Below are 20,766 nucleotides of genomic sequence, written 5' to 3' on the forward strand. Positions count from 1 at the left end.
CCTGGGGATCCCGTCCCCGACGAGCCCCGCTCCCGCCCTACCCTCGACACCGCGTGCGCGTCATCGGCGCGCGGATCGAGGGCGGGGGACCGGTGACCGCACGCGTCCGACCCCACGACCGCGCGTTCCTCCTCCTGTGGGGCGCGCAGGCCGTCTCCTCCCTCGGCGCGAGCGCGGCCTCGTTCGCGCTCACGCTGCAGGTCTTCGGCGAGACGGGCAGCGCGCTGGCGCTGTCGGCGCTCACGGTGGTGTCCACCGTGGCCTCCATCTACCTCGCCCCGCTCACGGGCTGGGCCGCGGATCGCCTGGGCCACCGCCGGGCCGCGCTCGCGAGCAACGCGGTCCTCGCCCTCGCGTCCGGCGGGATGGCCGTCGTGTCCGCCCTCGGCCCGGGGCGCCTGCTCGCCGTGGTCTACCCGCTGACCCTGGTGTCGGCCCTGGCGGCGTCGACCCTCGCGCTCACCCTCACGGCGAGCGTCCGCCGGATGCGCCGGGAGGCGGACCTCACGCGGATCAACGGCGTCACCTCGCTCCTGCAGGACGGGCCGACCCTGCTCGCGCCCGTGCTCGGCGCCGCCCTGTCGGCCGTCGTCGCGCCCGCCGCCGTGTTCGTCGTCGACGGGGTCACCTCGCTCGGCTGTGTCGCCGCTCTCCTCGTGGTGCGCTGGGACGCGCCGCCGGACCGCCGCATCGCGAACCCGTTCCGCGGGGCCCGGGACGGCATCGCGTGGATCCTCCGCCACCCCGGGCTCCGCCGCCTGCAGGCCGGCTTCGCGGCCCTGAACCTCGCGAACGGGATCGCCGCGTCCGCCACGACGGCGTACGTGCTGCTGCTCGGATCGGGCGGCATCGGCTCGGGCGCGAGCCTCGCGGCGTTCAGCGTCGCCGGTTCCGTCGGGCTCCTCGCCGGCGCCGCGTTCGTCGCGGCGCGCGGGGACCGGATCCCGCGGCTCGTCGCCATCGCCGGCGCCGCCGTCGTGCTCGGCCTGGTGGGTCGCGTGGCGCTGGGCGCGAGCGCGCTCCTCGCCGTCTGGATCCTCGCGGCCGTGGTCCGCAACGTCGCGCTCCAGGTGCAGGGCGCGCCCCTCACCGCCGTGTGGCAGGAGCGGATCCCGCCGGAGCGCCAGGGCGCGGTGCTCGGCGCGAAGAAGCTGCTCGGCCAGGGCTTCTACCCGCCGGCCGTGCTCCTCGGCGGGGCGCTCACGGTGGCGCTGCACCCGCTCGGGCAGGAGACCGCGCTCCGCATCGTGATCATCGCGGGCGGGCTGGGCGAGGCGCTCGTCGGCGTCGCGATGCTGCGCTCGCGCGGGATCCGGGCCCTGCTCGCCCCGGCCGCGACCGCCGACCGGGCGGCCCGCTGATCAGAGCTCGGACTCGACCGGCTCCGGGTCCAGCAGCTCGGTGACGCCCGACAGCACCTCGTCCGGCCGGAACGGGTAGCGCTCGATCTCCGCCCGGTCGCTGATCCCGGTGAGCACGAGCACCGTGTGCAGGCCCGCCTCGATGCCCGCGATGATGTCGGTGTCCATGCGGTCGCCGATCATGCCGGTGCTCTCGGAGTGCGCGCCGATCTTGTTGAGGGCCGAGCGGAACATCATCGGGTTGGGCTTGCCGACGATGTACGGCTCCTTGCCCGTGGCCTTCGAGATGAGCGCGAGCACGGCGCCCGTCGCGGGCAGCACGCCCTCGGCGCTCGGGCCGGTCGCGTCGGGGTTCGTCGCGATGTAGCGCGCGCCGCCGTTGATGAGGCGGATCGCCCGCGTGATCGCCTCGAACGAGTAGTTGCGCGTCTCGCCGATGACCACGAAGTCGGGCTTCGTGTCGGTCATGATGAAGCCCGCCTCGTGCAGGGCGGTGGTGAGGCCGGCCTCGCCGATGACGAACGCGGATCCGCCGGGCATCTGCTGCTCGAGGAACGCGGCGGTCGCGAGCGCGGAGGTCCAGATCGACTCCTCGGGCACGTGCAGGCCGGACGCGCGGAGCCGGGCCGAGAGATCGCGCGGCGTGAAGATGCTGTTGTTGGTGAGCACGAGGAAGGGCTTGCCCTGGTCCTGCCACTGCTGGATGAGGGCCGCCGCGCCGGGCAGGGCCTGGTTCTCGTGCACCAGCACGCCGTCCATGTCGGTGAGCCAGCAGTCCATCTCGTCGCGCGTCGCCATGGGGTTCCCTCTCGTCGTGGCACGAGGCTACCGCCGGGGGATGCGCGGCGGCCGGGCCCGGGGAACGGCGTCACCCGATGTCCGCCGGGCGTCCGCCGCGGTGTCGGCCGACCCCCGTAGGGTCGGCGCATGCACGCACTGCCTCCCGGATCCCTGCGCCTCCTCCACCTCAGCGACACCCACCTCCTCCGCGACGGCGGCCTGCACCAGGGGGTCGTCGACACGGGCGCCGCCCTCGAGCGCGTCCTCGTCGAGGCCGACCGCGTCCCGCACGTGCGGCTCCTCGTCGGCTCGGGCGACCTGTCGGAGGACGGCACCCCCGAGTCCTACGCGCTCCTGCGCGAGCGGCTCGTGCCGTGGACGTCGTCGCGCGGCGCCGCGCTGGTGCTCACGCCCGGCAACCACGACGTGCGCTCGGCCTTCCGGCTCGTGCTCGGAGACGGGCACGGCGCTCCCGGCACCGACGACGGGCGCGATCCCGCGGCCGTGCCGCCCATCGACGGCGTCACCATCGTGGACGGCTGGCGCATCGTCACCCTCGACACCTCCGTGCCCGGCAAGGGCTACGGCGCCCTCCGCGAGCAGCAGCTCGACGGCCTGCGCGAGCTGCTCGCCACCCCGGCTGAGCGCGGCACGGTGCTCGTGCTGCACCACCCGCCGGTGCCCGCGCCCACGACGCTGCACGAGTCCCTCGCGCTGCAGGGGCCGGAGCGGCTGGCGGAGATCGTCCGCGGCAGCGACGTGCGGGTGATCCTCTCGGGCCACTACCACCACCACATCGTGGGATCGCTCGCGGGCGTTCCCGTGCTGGTCGCGCCGGGCGTCGCGAACGAGACGGATGTGGCGGCCGACCCCGGCACGGAGCGCATCGTGCGCGGATCCGGGTTCCTCGTGGTCGACGTGCGGCCGGACGGCGGCGTCACCTCGGTCGTCGTGCGGGCGCACGCGGAGGGCGACGGCGACGAGGTCGCGGTGCTCGACGCGGAGCTGGTGCGGCGGATCGCCGCGGAGTCGGGCGCTCCCACCGCCCCGTGACGTCCCGGGCATGAGGAGAGGCGGCGACCCGTGGGTCGCCGCCTCTCCTGGCGCTGCTGGTCCGGCTCTACTTGAAGACGTCCTTGACGTCCTCGCCGGCCTTCTTGGCGGACGCCGCGGCCTGGTCCTTCTGGCCCTCGGCCTTGAGGCTCTCGTCGCCCTTGTGGTCGCCGAGCGCCTCCTTGGCCTTGCCCGCGATGTCCTGAGCAGCGTTCTTGATCTTGTCGTCGAGACCCATGATCTCCTCCTCACTGAGGCCACCGGGTGCGGCCCACGATGTGGACTGTAGGACCGACGGCTCCTGAGCGCCTGACAGACGGCGGATGCGTGTCCACTGAGCGAAATGCGCGGGCCCCTGGATCCCGATCCCGGTTCGGGCAAGGGCCTTCCGCCGGGCCCCGCGCCGCCCCTAGGCTCCCTGACCGTGATCCTCTTCGGGCTGCTCCCCCTCCTCGTGGCCGTGTGCGCGCTCGTCGACCTCATCACGCGTCCCGACGACCAGGTCAAGCACCTGCCGAAGCTCGTCTGGATCCTGCTCATCGTCTTCCTGCCCCTCATCGGCAGCATCGTCTGGTTCTGCGTCGGGCACGACTGGGAGCCGCGGCGCGAGCCCGTCGGCCCGCCGGACCGGAGCGCGGCCTACGAGCGGGCGGCAGCCGCGGTCGACCTGCGCGTGCGGAGCACCGAGCAGCAGCTCGCCGACCTCGAGGAGGAGGAGCGGCACTACGCGGCGGTCGCCCGCATGAAGCAGCTCCAGGCCGAGCAGGCGGTGCAGGCCGCTCGTGCCGCCGGGCCGGCGCGGGCGCCCCGGGCCATCGAGCCGGGCTCCTCTCCCGAGCGGTAGTCCCTCCCCAGGTCGTGCGCCGCCGGCCGTTCCCTCGGCGGGCCGCCGCCGGTCGCCGCGGTCGGGGGCGGATGGGAGCATGGCCCCATGCCCGACACCGCGACGCCACCCTCCTCCGCTGCGTCCTCCGCCGCTCCGACCTCCGACCTCCGGTCCGCCGCCCGCGAGCACCTGTCCCGGCTCGTCGGCGTCGCGGGCGCCGACTTCCACGACGGGCAGTTCGAGGCCATCGAGGCGCTCGTGCAGGATCGCTCGCGCGCCCTCGTCGTGCAGCGCACCGGATGGGGCAAGTCGGCCGTCTACTTCGTCGCGACGCTGCTCCTCCGGCAGCAGGGGCTCGGCCCCACGCTGCTCGTCTCGCCGCTCCTCGCGCTCATGCGCGACCAGGTCGCCGCGGCCCGTCGCGCCGGCGTGCGCGCGGTCGCCATGAACTCGAGCAACGCCCACGAGTGGGACGACCTCCTGCGCGCGCTCGACGCCGACGAGGTCGACCTCCTGCTCGTGTCGCCCGAGCGCCTCAACAACCCGCGCTTCCGCGACGAGCAGCTGCCCGCGCTCCGCGCCCGGCTCGGCCTCCTCGTCGTCGACGAGGCGCACTGCATCTCCGACTGGGGCCACGACTTCCGGCCGGACTACCGGCGCCTGCGCGACCTCATCTCCTCCGTCGACGAGCGCGTGCCCGTGCTCGCCACCACCGCCACCGCGAACTCGCGCGTGGTGGCCGACGTGGAGGAGCAGCTGAGCGTCGGATCCGCGGGCGCGGGCGTCGTCGAGACGGAGCGCGTTCCCGTGGTCACCATCCGCGGGCCGCTCGCCCGGCGCTCGCTGCGGCTGGGCGTGCTGCGACTGGAGAACAGCCGCGATCGGCTCGGCTGGCTGCTCAGCCACCTCGACGAGCTGCCCGGCAGCGGCATCATCTACGCGCTCACGGTCTCCGCCGCGCAGGACACCGCGCGGCTGCTGCGCGACGCCGGCCACGCGGTCAAGGCGTACACGGGGCGCGACGATCCGGCCGACCGCGAGCAGGCGGAGGGCGAGCTGCAGCGCAACGAGGTCAAGGCGCTCGTCGCCACGAGCGCGCTCGGCATGGGCTTCGACAAGCCCGACCTCGGCTTCGTCGTGCACCTCGGGGCGCCGTCGTCGCCCGTCTCCTACTACCAGCAGGTCGGCCGTGCCGGGCGCGGGTCCGCCGACGCGGACGTGCTGCTCCTGCCCGGCCGCGAGGATCCCGACATCTGGCAGTACTTCGCCACCGCCTCCATGCCGGACGAGCAGCAGGCGGCCGCCGTCATCCGGGCGCTCGGCGAGAGCGACCGGCCGCTGTCGGTGCCGGCGCTCGAGTCGCGGGTCTCGCTCTCGCGCAGCCGGCTCGACCTCCTGCTCAAGGTGCTCGACGTCGACGGCGCCGTGCGGCGGGACACCTCGGGCTGGTCGGCCACGGGCGTCCCGTGGGTCTACGACCGCGCCAGGTACGAGCAGGTCGCGGCGGCGCGCGTGCGCGAGCAGCAGGCGATGCTCGACTACGAGACCACGCTCGGCTGCCGGATGGAGTTCCTCCAGCGCCAGCTCGACGACGACACCGCGGCTCCCTGCGGGCGCTGCGACCGGTGCGCCGGCGCGTGGTACCCGGCGTCCTTGGACCAGCACGCGTCCGCCACGGCGTCGCAGGCGCTCGACAGGGTCGGGCTGCCCATCGAGCCGCGGCTGCGCTGGCCCACGGGCGCGTCCAGCGTCGGCGTGCCGCTCAGCGGGGCGATCGCGGCGGGCGAGCAGGTGGACGAAGGCCGCGCCCTCGCCCGCCTCACCGACCTCGGTTGGGGCGGGCGCCTCCGCACGGTCTTCGCGGCCGGCGCGGAGGACGCGCCCGTCGACGACGCGCTCGTCGCGGCCTGCGTGCGGGTGCTCGCCGAGTGGGGCTGGGCGGAGCGGCCGCGTGCCGTCGTGCACGTGCCGTCCGCGAGCCGGCCGCAGCTCGTCGGGAGCCTCGCGCAGCGCATCGCCGAGGTCGGGCGGCTGCCGTTCCTCGGGTCGCTCGACCTCGTGGATCCGGGGGCGCCCGGCGCCGCGCGCGGCAACAGCGTCTACCGGCTGGGGCGCGTCCACCCGCGGTTCCAGGTGCCTGCGCATCTCGTGGACGACCTCGCGGCGGATCCGCGTCCGGTGCTCCTCGTGGACGACCTCGTCGACACCCGGTGGACGCTCACCGTCGCCGGCCGCCTGCTGCGGAAGGCCGGCGCCACCCGTGTGCTGCCGTTCGCGCTCGCGCAGCAGGGGTAGCGGCGCGGGGACGGCGGGTCAGCTGGCGAGCGGAGAGGCGGGAGGCGGAGCCGGCTTCGGCCCCCGAGCCGTCGGATCCGCATCGGTCGTGACGAAGACGGTCCCGCCGCCCGCGAGACGCGCGCGCATCACGTCGATGGCCTGCGGGTTCTCGTCCACCAGCACGAAGCGGCGGCCGAGCTCGCGGGCTGCTGCTCCCGTGGTGCCGGATCCCGCGAAGAAGTCGAGGACCCAGTCGCCCGGCCGGCTCGAGGCCTGCACGATGCGGCGCAGCACGCCGAGCGGCTTCTGCGTCGCGTAGCCCGTCTTCTCGCGGCCGGTGGGGGAGACGATCGTGTGCCACCAGACGTCCGTCGGCAGCTTGCCGCGCTCTCGCTTCTCGGGGGTCACGAGGCCCGGCGCCATGTACGGCTCGCGATCCACGCCCTCGGAGTCGAAGCGGTATCGGACGGGGTCCTTGACGTAGACGAGGATCGTGTCGTGCTTCGCCGGCCAGCGGCGGCGCGACTTCGCGCCGTAGTCGTACGCCCACACGATCTCGTTGAGGAACGACCGGCGGCCGAAGAGCGCGTCGAGCACGACCTTCGCGTAGTGCACCTCGCGGTAGTCGAGGTGCAGGTAGAGGGTGCCCGTCGGATCCAGGAGCCGCCAGGCCTCGATCAGGCGCGGCTCCAGGAAGTCCCAGTAGTCGGCGAACGAATCGTCGAAGCCGTAGAGCATGCCCTTCACGGAGTCGTAGCTGCGGCCGTGGAAGCCGAGGCGCGCGGCCGGCGGACGGACCGGCTCGGGGGTGGCGGCGCTCTCCGGGGCGAGAGCGGGCGGTGCCGCGGCATCCGCAGCCGACGCGACCGCGGCGGCACCCGTGCCGGCTGCGGCTGCGGCCTCGGTCACCGGTTCGACGCCCGGCTCGGCCTCGGCCTCGGGCACCGGATCCGGCGTGCGCGTCACCGTGGTGTTCTGCCGCTCCTGCGTGCGGCCGGTGTTGAAGGGCGGATCCAGGTAGATGAGCTGGAACGCGCCGTCGGGCAGCGCGCGCACGGCCTCGAGGTTCTCGGCGTGGATCACGAGGTCGGGGCCGTCGGGGGTCCACGCGGGCAGGGGCACGCCCCGAGGTTAACGGACCACCGCGGGCGGGGGATGCGCACCGGAGCGGCGCACCCACGGCGTGATGCGCCCCCATTTCGGGGCGGTTCGACCGCGGCGCTGCCCCTCGGGTCGTGCGCTCCGCTAGGAACGTCACATGAGCGATGAGCGCGACCCCGATCGGATCGACGGATCCCACCCCGACGAGCCGCGGGACCAGGTGCCCGAGCACGAGGAGGGCCACGAGGAGGCGACGCGGTTGGGCGCCGGTTCGGCGGAGCCGATCAGTCCCTACGGTCCGGCGGCCACCGCCGAACCGGCCGTCGAAGCGGCCGCTGCCGAACCGGCCCCCGCCGAGACCCGCGCTGACACGGCCGCACCGGCCGCGACGGATGCCGACGCCGGCCCCGTGCCGTCCGATCCCGCGACCGCCGCGGACGCGTCCGGCCCCGACTACGCGCCGCCGACGGCCGCGCCGGCCTACGCGGCCGCGCCGGCCTACGCGGCGGCGCCGGCCTACGCCGCCGCGCCGCCCTACGCCGCCGCGCCGCCCTACGCCGCCGCGCCGCCCTACGTCTCCGGCGAGCCGCCCCGCCCGCGCGGCGGCAAGGGCCTCGCCATCGCGGCGCTCGTCGTCGGCATCGCCGGGTTCCTGGGCGCGCTCATCCCGTTCCTCAACTACGTCACGGCCGTGCCCGCGCTCGTCGCGGTGGTGCTCGGCATCGTCTCGCTCGCCCGGCGGATGGACGGCAAGCCGCTGGCCCTCACCGGCCTCATCCTCGGCGCCGTCGGCTTCGTCCTCAGCATCGTGCTGGCGTTCGTCTACACGTTCGCGTTCGTGAGCTCGGTCACCGACGCCGTGGAGTCCGCGGGCGCCGACTCCGGCTTCGCGAGCCCCGCGCCCACCGACGCCTTCGGGGACGACGACGCGACGGCCCAGGCCGGCACGAGCCCCGACGATCCGCTGCCGATCGGCACCCCGGTCACCGGCGAGGGCATCGACGGCGCCGAGTGGCAGGTCACGTTGGGCACGCCGATCCTCGACGCCACGGCGGCGGTCCTCGCCGCTGACCCCTCCAACGAGGCCCCCGCGGAAGGCATGCAGTACGCGGTCGTGCCGGTCACCGCGACGTACCTCGGGTCGAGCACGGGCGATCCGCTCTCCGAGCTCGCGGTGGGCTTCCTCGCCTCCGACGGCTCGCAGTACTCGGCGGCCGACAGCTTCGTGCAGGCGCCGGCGCCCGCGTTCACGGACGCCGACGAGCTGCTCGAGCCGCAGGGCACCGCGACGGGCAACGTCGTCATCGAGATCCCGATCGACGGCGCCCAGGACGGACTGTGGGCCACGGCACCGGGGATGATCGCGGACGCGTACTACTTCCGGGCCGGCTGACCGGGATGACGCCGGCGCCGGTGACCGGTGACCGGTGCCGCCAGCCGCGCGGAACGTAGGCTGCGGAGGTGACACCCGACGCGACGCCCGCCCGCCCGATCCCGAACGCCGCCGACCTCGACGCCCGCGATCCGCTCGCCCGGTTCCGTGACCTGTTCGTGCAGGCCGACGACGTGGTCGCGTACCTCGACGGCAACTCGCTCGGACGTCCCACGCGCGCGAGCGTCGACCGCGTCGCCGACTTCGTGCGCGACCAGTGGGGAGGCCGCCTCATCCGCGGCTGGGACGAGGACTGGCTGGCGATGCCCACGCGCATCGGCGACGACCTCGGCCGCGTCGCGTACGGAGCCGCTCCGGGCCAGACGTTCGTCGGGGACTCGACCACGGTGATCCTCTACAAGCTCGTGCGCGCCGCCGTCCGCGCGCGCCCCGGCCGCGACGAGCTCGTGATCGACACCGACAACTTCCCGACCGACCGCTTCGTGCTCGAGGGCGTGGCCGAGGAGTGCGGCATGACGATCCGGTGGATCGACGTGGCGCCCGACGCCGGCGTCACGCCGGACCTCGTCGCGGAGGCGGTGGGGGAGCGGACCGCGCTCGTCGTGCTCAGCCAGGTCGCCTACCGCTCGGGGTTCCTGGCGGACGTGCCGGGGATCACGCGCATCGTGCACGACGCCGGCGCGCTCGTGCTCTGGGACACCTGCCACTCGGTCGGCGTGATCCCCACCGAGCTCGACGCGTGGGGCGTCGACCTCGCGGTCGGCTGCAGCTACAAGTACCTCGACGGCGGGCCGGGCGCACCCGCCCACGGCTACGTGCGGAGCGACCTGCAGGCCGAGCTGCGGCAGCCGATCCAGGGGTGGATGGGCGCGCAGGACGTGTTCGCGATGGGGCCGGAGTACGTGCCGGCCGACGGGATCCGCCGCTTCCTCAGCGGCACGCCGCCCATCGTCGGCATGCTCGCGATGCAGGACATGATCGCCCTCATCGAGGAGGCGGGCATGGATGCCATCCGTGCCAAGTCGCTCGCGCTCACGGGCTTCGCGCTGGATCTCGTCGACCGCGACCTCGTGCCGCTCGGCGCCCGCGTCGCCAGCCCGCGCGAGGAGGACCGCCGCGGCAGCCACGTGAGCGTCGACCACCCGCGCTTCCGCGAGATCGTCGGCGCGCTGTGGGAGGAGGGCGTGATCCCCGACTTCCGCGCGCCGTCCGGCCTGCGCCTCGGGCTCAGCCCGCTGACGACCTCGTTCCGCGAGGTCGAGGTCGGCGTCGAGGCGATCCGGCGGCACCTGGCGGGCTGACCCGCCCCGCCCCGCCCGAGCCGGGAGGCCGGCTCAGTCCGCCCACGCCCGCCGCGTGCTGCGGACGGGCTGCCCGGTGGTCGCGGCCTCGTGCATGAGGAGCGCGAGGTGGTGGTCCTGCGACGCCTCCGCGAGCGAGTTCGTGGAGGGACCGCCGGCCGCGTGCGCGTGCATCTCGACGAGGCACTGCGCGATCGCGATCTCGTCGTCCGCGAGGCGGCCCGGCGCGAACGGGTTCTCGTAGACCCACTCCGATCCGAGCAGCAGACCGCGCAGGTGGTGGCCCTCGAGGTTGCCGCCCTGGCCGGTGTCGACGCGCGTGATGTCGGCCCAGGTCGGCGTCGTCGCGTCGAGCAGCCAGCTCACGTGCTCGTCGGCGATCTCGCCGCGCTCGCCGCGGACGAGGAGGCGGTTGCGGCGGATCCAGGAGAAGTACTGCCGGTCGGCGAAGTCGTAGACGCCCAGGCGGTCGCCGAAGTCGAAGCGCGCGGTGGTCTGCACGGCGGTCACGACCTCCTCGCGCACGGGACCGCCGTCGCGGTCGGGCCCGGCCACCAGCGACGAGGAGAAGCGGGATGCGGTGATGGTCGCGTCCTCGAAGCCGATGCCGAGGGCCCGCCGCATCACGCGGACGCCGTGGTAGTCGTGGCACTGCGCGACCTGCGCCTGGCTGATCCGCCCGAGCCGGCCGCCGGCCGCGATCGCGAGCTGCGCGGCGAGCAGCGGCGAGAGCGGGTACTGCTCGGCCACCTCGATCCGCGCGCCCTGCCGCACGAGCGCGTCGAGCCGCTCGAGGTCCGCCACGGTCTCGCCGGGCGGCGTCTCGGTGAGCACGGCCACGCCGCGGTCGACGAGGTCGGCGATGATGTCGGGCGCGGCCGCCCGCGGCACCGAGACGACGACGAACGACGGCGCCTCCGCGGCGAGCAGCTCGGCCGCGGTGCGGAAGGTGCGGATCCCCCACTCCTCCTCGAGCGCGCGGCCCGTGTCGGCGCTGCGGGTCACGAGCCCGGTGACGGCGAAGCGCTCCGGGAGGGCGCGCGCGATGCGCAGGAAGAAGGCGCTGCGCCAGCCGCTCCCCACGATGCCGAAGCGGATCTGCGGGGCGGGCGGAGCGGGGCGGGGCATGGTCGCCAGCGTACGCGCGGGGTCGCGCGAGCTCCGGGCGGGCGGCGCCCGGGCCGGCATCTCGGGCGCCCGGCTGGGTTCTCGCAGCAGACTGGGGAATACTCGCGAGGGTCGGCTGGCTGTCCCGGGAGCGAACGCTCCCGCGCGAGGCGCCTCCCGGCTCCGTACGAGGAGTATCGACCCGAGAAGGGGCACGAGCATGGGGATCCAGACGAGCCTCGACCAGGTCGCGCAGGCCGCGCGCATCCTCGACGTGATGCAGGAGGCCGACGAGCTCACGGTCGCCGCCAGCCGCGACGGCGGCGGACGCGCGGTGCGCCTCCTCGCCCGCGCCGCCGCGGACCCCGCCGACCAGCTCACCGCGGTCGCCGCCATCCACGCGCTCGCCCAGGTCTTCGACGAGGCCGCCGACCACGCGCTCGTCGCGCTCCTCGACCACGACGTCCGGTGGATCCGCGAGCACGCCGCCTGGGCCTTCGGCACCCGCCTGCCGCGCTTCGACGCGGTCTCCGGCCTCGTCGCGATGGTGGTCGAGGGCGGCTTCCCCGGCATGCTCGCGCAGCGGACCCTGCAGCAGTGGGCCGGGTCGACGCCCGAGCACGTCGCGCTGGCGCTCGAGAACGCGCTGCTCGGCGTGCAGGGCGACGACGCCCGGTCGCGCCTCGTGGAGACGATCGGCCTCGTGCCCGGGCGGATCCCCGAGCGCGTGCTCCTCCGCATCGCGCCCGCCACCGCCGAGGGGCCGCTCACCCGGTCCGCCGCGGTCGCCGCGCTCGGCGACCGGCCCGCGGGCGAGGCGCTCGCCGCCCTCGTCGCCGACATCGCGCGCGGCGACGACGAGGTGGCCGCGGTCGCGCGCCTGGCCGTGCTCGACATCGCGCGCCAGCACGGCGACCATCCGGCCGCGCCCGAGCGCCCCGGCCTCACCGTCGTCCAGCTCTTCCTGCACGCCGACATCGACGCCGGTCTCACGCACGTGGGCGCGGGCGACAACGGCGGCATCGCGACGCTGCTCGTGCGGCTGGGCGACGCGCTCGTGGCGCCCGCGGCCGTCGGCGGAGCGCCCGCGGACGCGCCGGGCCGCGCCGTCGTCGCCGACCCGCTCGGGGTGGACGTGGACGTGGACGTCGCCGACGCCAACCGCCCGGTCGACCGCGTCATCACGCTCTCCCGCGGCACCCCCGACCAGGCCCTCGGCTCCCTCGCGCGCGTCACGGCCGGTGAGGACGGGCACGTCTTCGCCCACATCCCCATGCTCGGCGGCCCGCGCTCGCTGCCCGAGGCGTGGCCGCACCGCGTCGAGGCCGAGCGGGGGATCCGCCGCGTGCTGCGCGCCGCCGGCCGGGTCGACGCCGTGCACCTCCGGATGGCGGACGTCGGCACGCTCGCCGCCTCCACGGTCGCGCGCGAGCTCGGCATCCCCGTCGTCTTCACGGTCGCGCCGGATCCGCATGGCGTGGTCGACGCGCTCGACCGCTCCGGCGCCCTCACCCGCGACGGCTTCGGCGCGGTCGACGCGCGCGAGCACTACTGGTTCCGCGTGCGGCTCGTGCAGCGCCTGGCCGCGGACGCCGCCCACACCGTGCTGTTCCCGCGTCCCGAGCTGAAGCGCGACATGCGCCGGCTCGTCGGGATCGACGTGGACGCGCACCCGGAGCGCCACAGCGTCGTCGCCGAGGGCATCGACGTCGCCGCCATCGAGCGCTCCCGCGACGACGCCATGCTCGGTGCCGACGCCGAGGGCGCGCCCGCCCGCGCCTTCGTCGAGCTCGACGACCTGCTCGCCAGGCTGCCCGAGGAGCGCCGCGGCCTGCCGCTCGTCATCAGCGTCGGCCGCCTCGCCCGCGTCAAGGGCATGGCCTCGCTCGCGCACGTCTGGGCGGCGGATCCCGCGCTCCGCTCCCGCGCGAACCTCCTGATCGTGGGCGGCGACCTCGACGCGCCGAGCCCCGAGGAGCGCGAGCAGCTCGCCCGGATCCTCGAGGCGGTCCCCGACCCGGACGGCCCGGCGGACGCCGCGCGCCACGGCCTCCTCCTCGCCGGCCACCGCGGCAACGACACCGTCACGCGCTGGCTCGCCGCCGTCCGCTACGGCCGCCCCGGCCTGAGCGCCCCCGGCGGCGCCTACGCGTGCGCGAGCATCAAGGAGGAGTTCGGCGTCGCGCTCCTGGAGGCGATGTCGATGGGCCTGCCCGTCGTCGCGCCCGCGTCGGGCGGACCCGCGACCTACGTCGAGGACGGCGTCACGGGACTGCTCGTCGACACCGCGGATCCCGCGGAGCTCGCCACCGGCATCGCCCGCGCGCTCGACATCGCGGCCGGACCCGACGCCGACGCGGCCGCCGACCGCGCGCGCGACATGGTCGCCCGCACCTTCACCATCCAGGCCATGGCGGGCACCCTGTCCCGCGTCTACCGCGACGTCGCCGCAGCCGACGACCGAACCCTCTGGGAGCTCAGCGCCTCATGACCCTCCTCGTCATCAGCCCGGACTACGCGTCCCACCTCTTCCCCCTCATCACGCTCGCGTCGGCCTGGCAGCAGGCAGGCGAGCGCGTGGTCGTGGCGACCGGATCCGCGACCGCCGGCATCGTCGAGGCCTCCGGCTTCGAGCGGGTCGACCTCCGCCTCGGCCGCGGATCCAACCCCGGCACCATCAAGGCCGAGGACCAGCCGACGGGCGAGGACGACGCGCTCCGCGGCTTCTTCGCCGCCACGCGCCGCGGCATGGTCGAGACGCTGCGCTTCCAGGCCGAGGCCCGCAGCGACGACCTGCTCTGGGAGCCGGTGGAGACCGCGCGCGCCGTGCAGCGGATCCTCGACGAGGTGCGCCCCGACCAGGTGATCGTCGACCACCTCGCCTTCAGCGCCCGCCTGGCGCTCCTCGCCTCGGGCACCCGCCACGCCGACGTCGTGCTCGGCCACCCGAGCGCGCTGCCCGTCGGCGACGAGGTCTACGGCTTCCCGCCCGCGTGGCCGGCCGCCTTCGAGCCCGAGGAGGAGGACCTCGACGAGCTGCACGCGCTGTGCGAGCGCGTGCGCGACCGCTTCACCGCGCAGTGGAACGACGCCCTCGCGATCCTCGCGCCGTCGATGCGCCCGAGCCGCGACGCGTTCGCGGAGGCCGGCGACGTGCTCCTGCTCAACTACCCCGAGGAGCTGCACGACCCCGACCGCTCCGAGCTCCTGCCGCCGCACGCCTTCATCGGCTCGGCCGTGCGTCGCGAGGCGCCCGAGGCGGAGGTGCGGGACTGGATCGACGCCGGCGGCGACCCCATCGTCTACGTGTCGCTCGGCAGCTTCCTCTCCGTGCGCGACGACGTGCTCGCCCGCATCGCGGCGGCCCTCCGCGACCTCGACGTGCGCGTGGCGCTCGCGACCGGATCCACCGACCGGGCCTCCCTCGGCGACATCCCGTCGGACTGGCTCGTCCGGCCGTTCCTCCCGCAGGTGACGCTGCTCGGCCACGCCGACCTCGCGGTCACGCACGGCGGCAACAACTCCGTCACCGAGGCCGCGACCGCGGGCGTCCCGATGCTCGTGCTGCCGCTCTCGACCGACCAGTTCGCGGGGGCCGCAGCCCTCGAGGAGGCGGGGCTCGGGATCGCGCTGGCCCCGAACGTCGCGACCGTCACCGAGCTGCGGCAGGCGGCCAAGCTCCTGCTCAACCCGTCGGGCGCGCAGCGCGCCGGGCTCGACGCCATCGCGGCGTCGCTCACGCGGTCGCCCGGTCCGCAGCGCGCGTACCAGGCGCTGGCCGGCGGGATCCGGCCGGAGCAGGCCGCGCGCTGAGCCGGTCGGGACACGCCCGCGCCGCGATCTCGTAGACTGGGGACGACCGCGTCCGCGCCCCGGCGCGCCGGTCGCCCCCAGTCTCGACAACGGATCCAGGTGCCCTCGTGAACATCGTCGCTTTCATCATCGCGTTCGCCCTCTTCCTGGGCGGCATGGCGCTGTTCGCGTTCGCGTTCTACATCGAGGGCTTCGAGCTGCTGAGCTTCTTCGCCGGCATCCTCTGCGTCTCGGCCTCCATCGCGATCCCGGCGCACATCCTCAAGCGCACCGACGCCTGATCCGCGTCGCCTCCGCCCGCCGCGCCCGGTAACAAACCGGACACACGGCCCGGCTACGCTCCCGGCATGGGTGATCTGTTCGAGGGATACGGCACGCTCGCGGCCGCACGCCGCGCCTCCGGTGGCGCGATGCCGTTCGACGAGATGTTCCGGGATCCGCCCGTCGCGGGCGAGCCGGCGGTCGCCCGGGCGGCCTACCGCGAGATCCACGCGGCCCTCTCCCGCATGACCAAGGAGGAGCTGAAGGACCGCACCGACGCGCTCGCCACCAGCTACCTCGCGCAGGGCGTCACCTTCGACTTCGCGGGCGAGGAGCGGCCGTTCCCGCTCGACGCCGTGCCGCGCGTCATCGAGCAGGCCGAGTGGAGCCGGCTCGAGAAGGGCGTCGCGCAGCGGGTCCGGGCGCTCGAGGCGTTCCTCGCCGACGTGTACGGCCCGCAGCGCGCCATCCGCGACGGCGTGATCCCCGCCCGCCTCATCAGCTCGTCCAGCCACTTCCACCGCCAGGCCGCCGGCATCGACCCGGCCAACGGCGTCCGCATCCAGGTCTCCGGCATCGACCTGGTGCGCGACGAGGCCGGCGAGATGCGCGTGCTCGAGGACAACGTGCGCGTCCCGTCCGGCGTCAGCTACGTCATCTCCAACCGCCGCGTCATGGCGCAGACGCTCCCCGAGCTGTTCGTCTCGATGCGCGTACGTCCCGTCGGCGACTACCCGAACAAGCTCCTGCAGGCCCTCCGCGCGAGCGCGCCCGACGGCGTCGAGGACCCGAACGTCGTCGTCCTCACGCCCGGCGTCTACAACAGCGCCTACTTCGAGCACACGCTGCTCGCGCGCCTCATGGGCGTCGAGCTCGTCGAGGGCCGCGACCTGTTCTGCTCCGGTGGCCGCGTCTGGATGCGCACCACGGGCGGCCCCATGCGCGTCGACGTCATCTACCGCCGCGTCGACGACGAGTTCCTGGATCCGCTGCAGTTCCGCGCCGACTCCATGCTCGGCTCGCCTGGCCTCATGCTCGCGGCGCGCCTCGGCAACGTCACCATCGCGAACGCGGTGGGCAACGGCGTCGCCGACGACAAGCTCGTCTACACGTACCTGCCCGACCTCATCCGCTACTACCTGGCCGAGGACGCGATCATCCCGAACGTCGACACCTGGCGCCTCGAGGAGCCCGACTCGCTCGAGGAGGTGCTCGACCGGCTGCCGGAGCTCGTCGTGAAGCCCGTCGACGGATCCGGCGGCAAGGGCCTCGTGGTCGGCCCCGCCGCCAGCGCGGGCGAGCTCGCGGAGCTGCGCGCGCGGCTCCTCAAGGACCCGCGCGGCTGGATCGCGCAGCCCGTGGTGCAGCTCAGCACCATCCCCACGCTCGTGGAGGACGGCATGCGCCCGCGGCACGCCGACCTCCGCCCGTTCGCCGTCAACGACGGCCGCGACATCTGGGTGCTGCCCGGCGGGCTCACGCGCGTCGCGCTCCCCGAGGGCCAGCTCGTGGTCAACAGCAGCCAGGGCGGCGGATCCAAGGACACCTGGGTCGTCGGCGACTCCGGCTTCCCCGCCGCCACCCGCGAGCGCAGCGTGCAGACGCTCGTGGCCGACCAGGCCGCGGTGACCACGTCCATCCCGATCATCCAGAACGGGGAGAAGGCGCCCGACCAGTCGCCGCACGACCGGCCGCGCAACCGCGACCAGCACGAGCAGCAGCAGCAGGCCGCGGCGCCCGCCGGGCCCGACATCACGACCGAGGGGGACCGCTGATGCCCATGCTGTCGCGCATCGCCGAGTCGCTCTTCTGGATCGGCCGCTACATCGAGCGGTCGGACGGCACCGCCCGCATCCTCGACGTGCACCTGCAGCTGCTCCTGGAGGATCCGTGGATCGACGAGGACACCGCCTGCCGCTCGCTCCTCAGCGTGATGGGCAGCGACGTGCCCTCCGAGGACGTGCTCGGGCGGGACGACGTGCTCGCGCTCCTCGCGGTGGACCGCACGCAGCCCGCCTCCATCGCCTACTCGCTCGGCGCCGCGCGGGAGAACGCCCGACGCGCCCGCGAGATCGTCTCGTCGGAGCTCTGGGAGTGCCTCAACACGACGCGCGCCCGCATGCCGCGGAAGATCGCGAACGACCGCGTGCACGAGTTCTTCGGCTGGGTGCGCGAGCGCTCCGCCCTCGCGGTCGGGCTCGTCGAGTCGGGCACGAGCCGCGACGAGGCGTGGCAGTTCTTCACGCTCGGCCGGTCCATCGAGCGCGCCGACATGACGGCCCGCCTCCTCGCCACCCGCGCGCTCACGGAGGCGAGCGGCCCGTCGTGGACGACGATCCTCCGCTCCTGCGGCGCCTACGAGGCGTACCTCCGCACCTACCGCGGCGTGCCGAGCGCGCGCAACGCGGCCGAGTTCCTGCTGCTCGACCGGCTGTTCCCGCGGTCGATCACGCACTCGATCCGCCGCGCCGAGCAGTGCCTGCACGACATCGAGCCGCGCACCGACCGCCTCGGGGTGTCCGACCAGGCGCAGCGGCTGCTCGGGCAGATCCGGAGCGAGCTGGAGTACCGGCCCATCCAGGAGATCCTCGACGACCTCCCGCGCTTCATGGACGCCGTGCAGGAGGCGACCTCCGCCACCTCCGAGGCCGTCCGCCAGCGCTACTTCCCCACCAACGCGGCACCCAGCTGGGTCGGAGAGAACTCGTGAACCGCCTGCGCATCACCCACCGGACCGGCTTCCACTACGAGGGCGAGGTGACCGCGTCGTACAACGAGGCGCGCATGCTGCCCGTGTCGAGCGAGAACCAGTTCGTCCTGTACTCGAACCTCGACATCCAACCGAAGCCGGGGCACCACACCTACGTCGACTACTTCGGCACGCGCGTCTCCTCGTTCGAGATCCTCAGCCCCCACCGCTCGCTCGAGCTCACGGCGACGAGCCTCGTCGAGGTCCGGCCGCGCGCGCACGAGCCGCACCAGCTCGGCTGGGACGACCTCGCCGTCGACGTGCAGCGCGCGACGGACTACGTGGAGCAGGTCGCGCAGACCGTGCGCACCGAGCCGCACGAGGAGGTCCGCGCGCTCGCCGAGGAGATCGCGGGCGGGGCGGGCACCCCGTGCGAGGCGGCGGCCGGGATCGCGCGCGCGATCGGCGAGAGGGTCGAGTACATGGCCGGCGTCACGAGCGTGCAGTCGACCGCGCGCGAGGCCTGGGAGCAGGGGCGCGGCGTGTGCCAGGACATCACGCACATCGTGATCGGCGCGCTCCGGCACGTCGGGATCCCCGCGCGCTACGTCAGCGGCTACCTGCACCCGAAGCCGAACGCGGCCGTCGGCGAGACCGTCACGGGCGAGTCGCACGCGTGGGTCGAGTGGTTCTGCGGCGAGTGGCGCGGGTGGGATCCCACGAACCTCATCGACATCGGCGACCGGCACGTGCTCGTCGGCCGCGGTCGCGACTACCGCGACGTCGCGCCGCTGCGGGGCATCTACGCGGGGCCGTTCCGCTCGAAGCTGTTCGTGCGGGTCGAGATCACGCGCGAGTCCTGATCCCGCACGCCTCCCGATCGGGGGCGGCCGCGGCGGGGCCGCCTAGTCTGGATCCATGCCCGACGACGAGCGCTCCACCGGCGGAGCCGACCACCGCACCATCGTGGACGCGGAGGGCGTGACCCTCCACTACTACGTGTGGGAGGCGGAGCGCCCGCGGGCCGTCGTGCACATCGCGCACGGCGTCGGCGAGCACGCGCTGCGCTACATCCGGCTGGCGCGGGAGCTCAACGCCGCCGGGTACACGGTCGCAGCCGACGACCACCGCGGCCACGGCGCCACGGGGCTCGGCCACCTCGGCATCGGCGTGCTGGGGCCGAGGCGCCACCTCGCGGCGCTCGACGGGATCCAGCTGGTGAGCGAGCAGCTCCGCCGGGAGCACCCCGACCTCCCGCTCGTGCTCCTCGGGCACAGCTGGGGCGCGCTCCTCGCGCAGCGCATCGTGGCGCGCGCGTCCGGGCTCTACGCGGGGCTCGTGCTGAGCGGGGCGTCGCTCGCGATGCCCGGCGTCATCAACACGGGCGACCTCAACAAGCGCTGGCGGTCTCCGGCGGCGTCCGGATTCGAGTGGCTGTCGCGGGATCCGGAGGCGCAGCGCGCGTTCGGCGCCGACGACCGCAACTTCGACGTCAACGCGCTGAAGCCGTACCGGATGCGCGACTCCGTGCAGATCATGGGCCGCCCGCCCCGGAAGCTCGCGACCGACCTGCCCGTGCTCATCCAGGGCGGCGAGGAGGACTCGCTCGGCGGGCGCCGCGGGATGCAGCTGCTCGCGCGCGACTACAGCAGGCGCTCGCGCCTCAGCGACGTGCTGCTCATCGTGTACCCGGGCGCGCGGCACGAGATCTACAACGAGATCAACCGCGACGAGGTGATCGCGGATCTGCGCAGCTGGCTGGGGTCGCGCATCTCGCCGACGGGGGCCGTGGCCGGGACACCGGGGGATCCGCGGGGATGACGCACGACGCCCTCCGACCCATGGGACGGAGGGCGGCGCATCGGGTCAGCGGACTACTTGGGCCGGCTCTCCCAGTAGTCCGGCAGGTGGAGCCAGAATCCGTTCTCCGCCCACCGGTTGTTCAGGAGCCAGGTGGTGAACGCCGTCCCGGCGGCGCCGATGAAGGCGCACGCGATCGCCCCGGCGACCGCGCAGAGCGCGCCCACCTCGAGCGAGGCCGCCGACGCGAAGATGATCTTCGCCACGGTGGGCGAGATGCTGAGGACGATGGACGGATGGGTGATGTGGTGCCAGATGGAGCGCCAGCTGTCCGACGCGACGAGCGGATCCGAAGGGGAGGCCGCCGTGGCGCTCGCGCCGGAGGACGCGTCCAGCGCGACGGCGCCGCGTCCCGGCACGGTCGCCACGAGACGACCGGATGCATCGGCAACGACCGCGATCGTCTCGACTGACTGTCCGGGGCGGCTGAGCCGCAGCTCGGCCACCTGCTCCGTGGTCTCCCGCACGAGCTGCGCGCGCTCCGCCGCGCGGGCAGCGGGCGAGAGCCCGCGGGCTGCCCCGGAGGCGACCTCCGCGGCGTCGGCGAGCTGGTCGACGGTGATGCGCCCGGAACGGATGTCGTCCTCTGCGGTGCCGGCTCGGACGGACGCCGCGAGCGCGGGCGAGATCGTGGTTTCGGCGGTGGTGGCCGACCCCGTCGCGTGGGTCGCGGCCTGCGCGGGCGTGACTCCCGCGGCCGTCAGGCCGACGGAGGTGACGGCGATGAGGGTGAGGAGCAACGTGCTCCTCCACCGGTCAGGGAGTCTCGACGGGCGATGAGCGGGTCGTGCGTGCGATCGGGTAGGCATCTTTGCCTCCATTGTTCGGGTGTGCATGGATGGGACGGGAACCCGGTCCTCCAGGGGGCGTGCTGCGACACGTCACTGTGTCCGAGCCGGGTAGGTGCTTCGAGCGCACGATACTTCGTCGTGTCAGACGGTCGT

At 74.5% G+C, this 20,766-nt stretch carries 18 protein-coding genes; 13 read left to right on the forward strand and 5 right to left on the reverse strand.

The genetic code is table 11. The annotated features are described in order from the left end of the window. Positions 1-53: 53 nt before the first annotated feature. Positions 54-1,361 carry an MFS transporter gene (locus ITJ40_RS02040; RefSeq protein WP_370531966.1) on the forward strand — a complete coding sequence of 436 codons (1,308 nt, stop codon included), beginning with the start codon at positions 54-56 and terminating at the stop codon, positions 1,359-1,361. Here ITJ40_RS02040 and ITJ40_RS02045 read toward each other — a convergent pair whose 3' ends face one another. Then, positions 1,362-2,159 (reverse strand): HAD-IIA family hydrolase, encoded by a 798-nt coding sequence (locus ITJ40_RS02045; RefSeq protein WP_011931704.1) that lies wholly within the window; start codon positions 2,157-2,159, stop codon positions 1,362-1,364. It lies immediately after the preceding gene. 129 nt (positions 2,160-2,288) lie between these two features. Between ITJ40_RS02045 and ITJ40_RS02050 the strand changes: the two genes are divergently transcribed. Next, positions 2,289-3,194 (forward strand): metallophosphoesterase, encoded by a 906-nt coding sequence (locus ITJ40_RS02050; protein WP_194665523.1) that lies wholly within the window; start codon positions 2,289-2,291, stop codon positions 3,192-3,194. Positions 3,195-3,261: 67 nt separating this feature from the next. Here the strand turns inward: ITJ40_RS02050 and ITJ40_RS02055 are convergent, their stop codons facing one another. Further along, on the reverse strand, positions 3,262-3,432 hold the full coding sequence (locus tag ITJ40_RS02055; protein ID WP_043585457.1) for a CsbD family protein: 171 nt from the start codon (positions 3,430-3,432) through the stop codon (positions 3,262-3,264). 186 nt (positions 3,433-3,618) lie between these two features. Here ITJ40_RS02055 and ITJ40_RS02060 point away from each other — a divergent pair, with 186 nt between their 5' ends. Together ITJ40_RS02060 and ITJ40_RS02065 are read left to right on the forward strand one after the other, a co-directional pair. After that, the gene (locus tag ITJ40_RS02060; protein ID WP_194665524.1) at positions 3,619-4,038 is read left to right on the forward strand and encodes a PLD nuclease N-terminal domain-containing protein; all 420 of its coding nucleotides are present in this window, start codon (positions 3,619-3,621) and stop codon (positions 4,036-4,038) included. 87 nt (positions 4,039-4,125) lie between these two features. Next, on the forward strand, positions 4,126-6,315 hold the full coding sequence (locus ITJ40_RS02065; RefSeq protein ID WP_194665525.1) for a DEAD/DEAH box helicase: 2,190 nt from the start codon (positions 4,126-4,128) through the stop codon (positions 6,313-6,315). A gap of 18 nt (positions 6,316-6,333) precedes the next feature. On the opposite strand, the gene ITJ40_RS02070 is transcribed toward ITJ40_RS02065, so the two are convergent. After that, a complete protein-coding gene (locus tag ITJ40_RS02070; RefSeq protein WP_370531967.1) occupies positions 6,334-7,419 on the reverse strand; it encodes a site-specific DNA-methyltransferase in 1,086 nt (361 codons plus the stop codon). Between the two features lie 136 nt (positions 7,420-7,555). Between ITJ40_RS02070 and ITJ40_RS02075 the strand changes: the two genes are divergently transcribed. Beyond that, positions 7,556-8,791 (forward strand): DUF4190 domain-containing protein, encoded by a 1,236-nt coding sequence (locus ITJ40_RS02075; RefSeq protein ID WP_228511733.1) that lies wholly within the window; start codon positions 7,556-7,558, stop codon positions 8,789-8,791. A gap of 68 nt (positions 8,792-8,859) precedes the next feature. Next, a complete protein-coding gene (locus ITJ40_RS02080; RefSeq protein WP_194665526.1) occupies positions 8,860-10,092 on the forward strand; it encodes an aminotransferase class V-fold PLP-dependent enzyme in 1,233 nt (410 codons plus the stop codon). Positions 10,093-10,125: 33 nt separating this feature from the next. Here ITJ40_RS02080 and ITJ40_RS02085 read toward each other — a convergent pair whose 3' ends face one another. Then, positions 10,126-11,220: a Gfo/Idh/MocA family oxidoreductase gene (locus tag ITJ40_RS02085; RefSeq protein ID WP_194665527.1), complete on the reverse strand. Its 1,095-nt coding sequence runs from the start codon at positions 11,218-11,220 to the stop codon at positions 10,126-10,128. Between the two features lie 199 nt (positions 11,221-11,419). Between ITJ40_RS02085 and ITJ40_RS02090 the strand changes: the two genes are divergently transcribed. From ITJ40_RS02090 to ITJ40_RS02120, 7 genes are all read left to right on the forward strand, one after another. Next, complete coding sequence (locus tag ITJ40_RS02090) at positions 11,420-13,690, forward strand: glycosyltransferase (protein WP_194665528.1); 2,271 nt, start codon at positions 11,420-11,422, stop codon at positions 13,688-13,690. Beyond that, positions 13,687-15,012 (forward strand): nucleotide disphospho-sugar-binding domain-containing protein, encoded by a 1,326-nt coding sequence (locus ITJ40_RS02095; RefSeq protein ID WP_194665529.1) that lies wholly within the window; start codon positions 13,687-13,689, stop codon positions 15,010-15,012. Before ITJ40_RS02090 ends, ITJ40_RS02095 begins: the two co-directional genes overlap by 4 nt. 107 nt (positions 15,013-15,119) lie before the next feature. After that, the gene (locus ITJ40_RS02100) at positions 15,120-15,293 is read left to right on the forward strand and encodes a hypothetical protein (RefSeq protein ID WP_194665530.1); all 174 of its coding nucleotides are present in this window, start codon (positions 15,120-15,122) and stop codon (positions 15,291-15,293) included. A 66-nt stretch (positions 15,294-15,359) separates the two neighbouring features. Beyond that, a complete protein-coding gene (locus ITJ40_RS02105; protein ID WP_194665531.1) occupies positions 15,360-17,048 on the forward strand; it encodes a circularly permuted type 2 ATP-grasp protein in 1,689 nt (562 codons plus the stop codon). Between the two features lie 5 nt (positions 17,049-17,053). Further along, positions 17,054-17,983 carry an alpha-E domain-containing protein gene (locus ITJ40_RS02110; RefSeq protein ID WP_041464281.1) on the forward strand — a complete coding sequence of 310 codons (930 nt, stop codon included), beginning with the start codon at positions 17,054-17,056 and terminating at the stop codon, positions 17,981-17,983. Beyond that, a complete protein-coding gene (locus tag ITJ40_RS02115) occupies positions 17,980-18,825 on the forward strand; it encodes a transglutaminase family protein (RefSeq protein WP_194665532.1) in 846 nt (281 codons plus the stop codon). Before ITJ40_RS02110 ends, ITJ40_RS02115 begins: the two co-directional genes overlap by 4 nt. A gap of 55 nt (positions 18,826-18,880) precedes the next feature. Beyond that, positions 18,881-19,783: an alpha/beta fold hydrolase gene (locus ITJ40_RS02120; protein WP_194665533.1), complete on the forward strand. Its 903-nt coding sequence runs from the start codon at positions 18,881-18,883 to the stop codon at positions 19,781-19,783. 53 nt (positions 19,784-19,836) lie between these two features. Here ITJ40_RS02120 and ITJ40_RS02125 read toward each other — a convergent pair whose 3' ends face one another. Next, positions 19,837-20,562, reverse strand: a complete 726-nt coding sequence (locus ITJ40_RS02125; protein WP_194665534.1) for a hypothetical protein — start codon at positions 20,560-20,562, stop codon at positions 19,837-19,839. Positions 20,563-20,766: the final 204 nt, after the last annotated feature.

This window comes from Clavibacter sp. VKM Ac-2872 (genome assembly GCF_015351105.1).
Taxonomy (GTDB): domain Bacteria; phylum Actinomycetota; class Actinomycetes; order Actinomycetales; family Microbacteriaceae; genus Clavibacter.

Bases quoted from the DNA above. Each gene is read 5' to 3' on its own strand.
- ITJ40_RS02045 (WP_011931704.1), bottom strand. From the start codon at position 2,159: ATGGCGACGCGCGACGAGATGGACTGCTGGCTCACCGACATGGACGGC.
- ITJ40_RS02050 (WP_194665523.1), top strand. From the start codon at position 2,289: ATGCACGCACTGCCTCCCGGATCCCTGCGCCTCCTCCACCTCAGCGAC.
- ITJ40_RS02055 (WP_043585457.1), bottom strand. From the start codon at position 3,432: ATGGGTCTCGACGACAAGATCAAGAACGCTGCTCAGGACATCGCGGGC.
- ITJ40_RS02065 (WP_194665525.1), top strand. From the start codon at position 4,126: ATGCCCGACACCGCGACGCCACCCTCCTCCGCTGCGTCCTCCGCCGCT.
- ITJ40_RS02075 (WP_228511733.1), top strand. From the start codon at position 7,556: ATGAGCGATGAGCGCGACCCCGATCGGATCGACGGATCCCACCCCGAC.
- ITJ40_RS02085 (WP_194665527.1), bottom strand. From the start codon at position 11,220: ATGCCCCGCCCCGCTCCGCCCGCCCCGCAGATCCGCTTCGGCATCGTG.
- ITJ40_RS02090 (WP_194665528.1), top strand. From the start codon at position 11,420: ATGGGGATCCAGACGAGCCTCGACCAGGTCGCGCAGGCCGCGCGCATC.
- ITJ40_RS02095 (WP_194665529.1), top strand. From the start codon at position 13,687: ATGACCCTCCTCGTCATCAGCCCGGACTACGCGTCCCACCTCTTCCCC.
- ITJ40_RS02105 (WP_194665531.1), top strand. From the start codon at position 15,360: ATGGGTGATCTGTTCGAGGGATACGGCACGCTCGCGGCCGCACGCCGC.
- ITJ40_RS02110 (WP_041464281.1), top strand. From the start codon at position 17,054: ATGCTGTCGCGCATCGCCGAGTCGCTCTTCTGGATCGGCCGCTACATC.
- ITJ40_RS02120 (WP_194665533.1), top strand. From the start codon at position 18,881: ATGCCCGACGACGAGCGCTCCACCGGCGGAGCCGACCACCGCACCATC.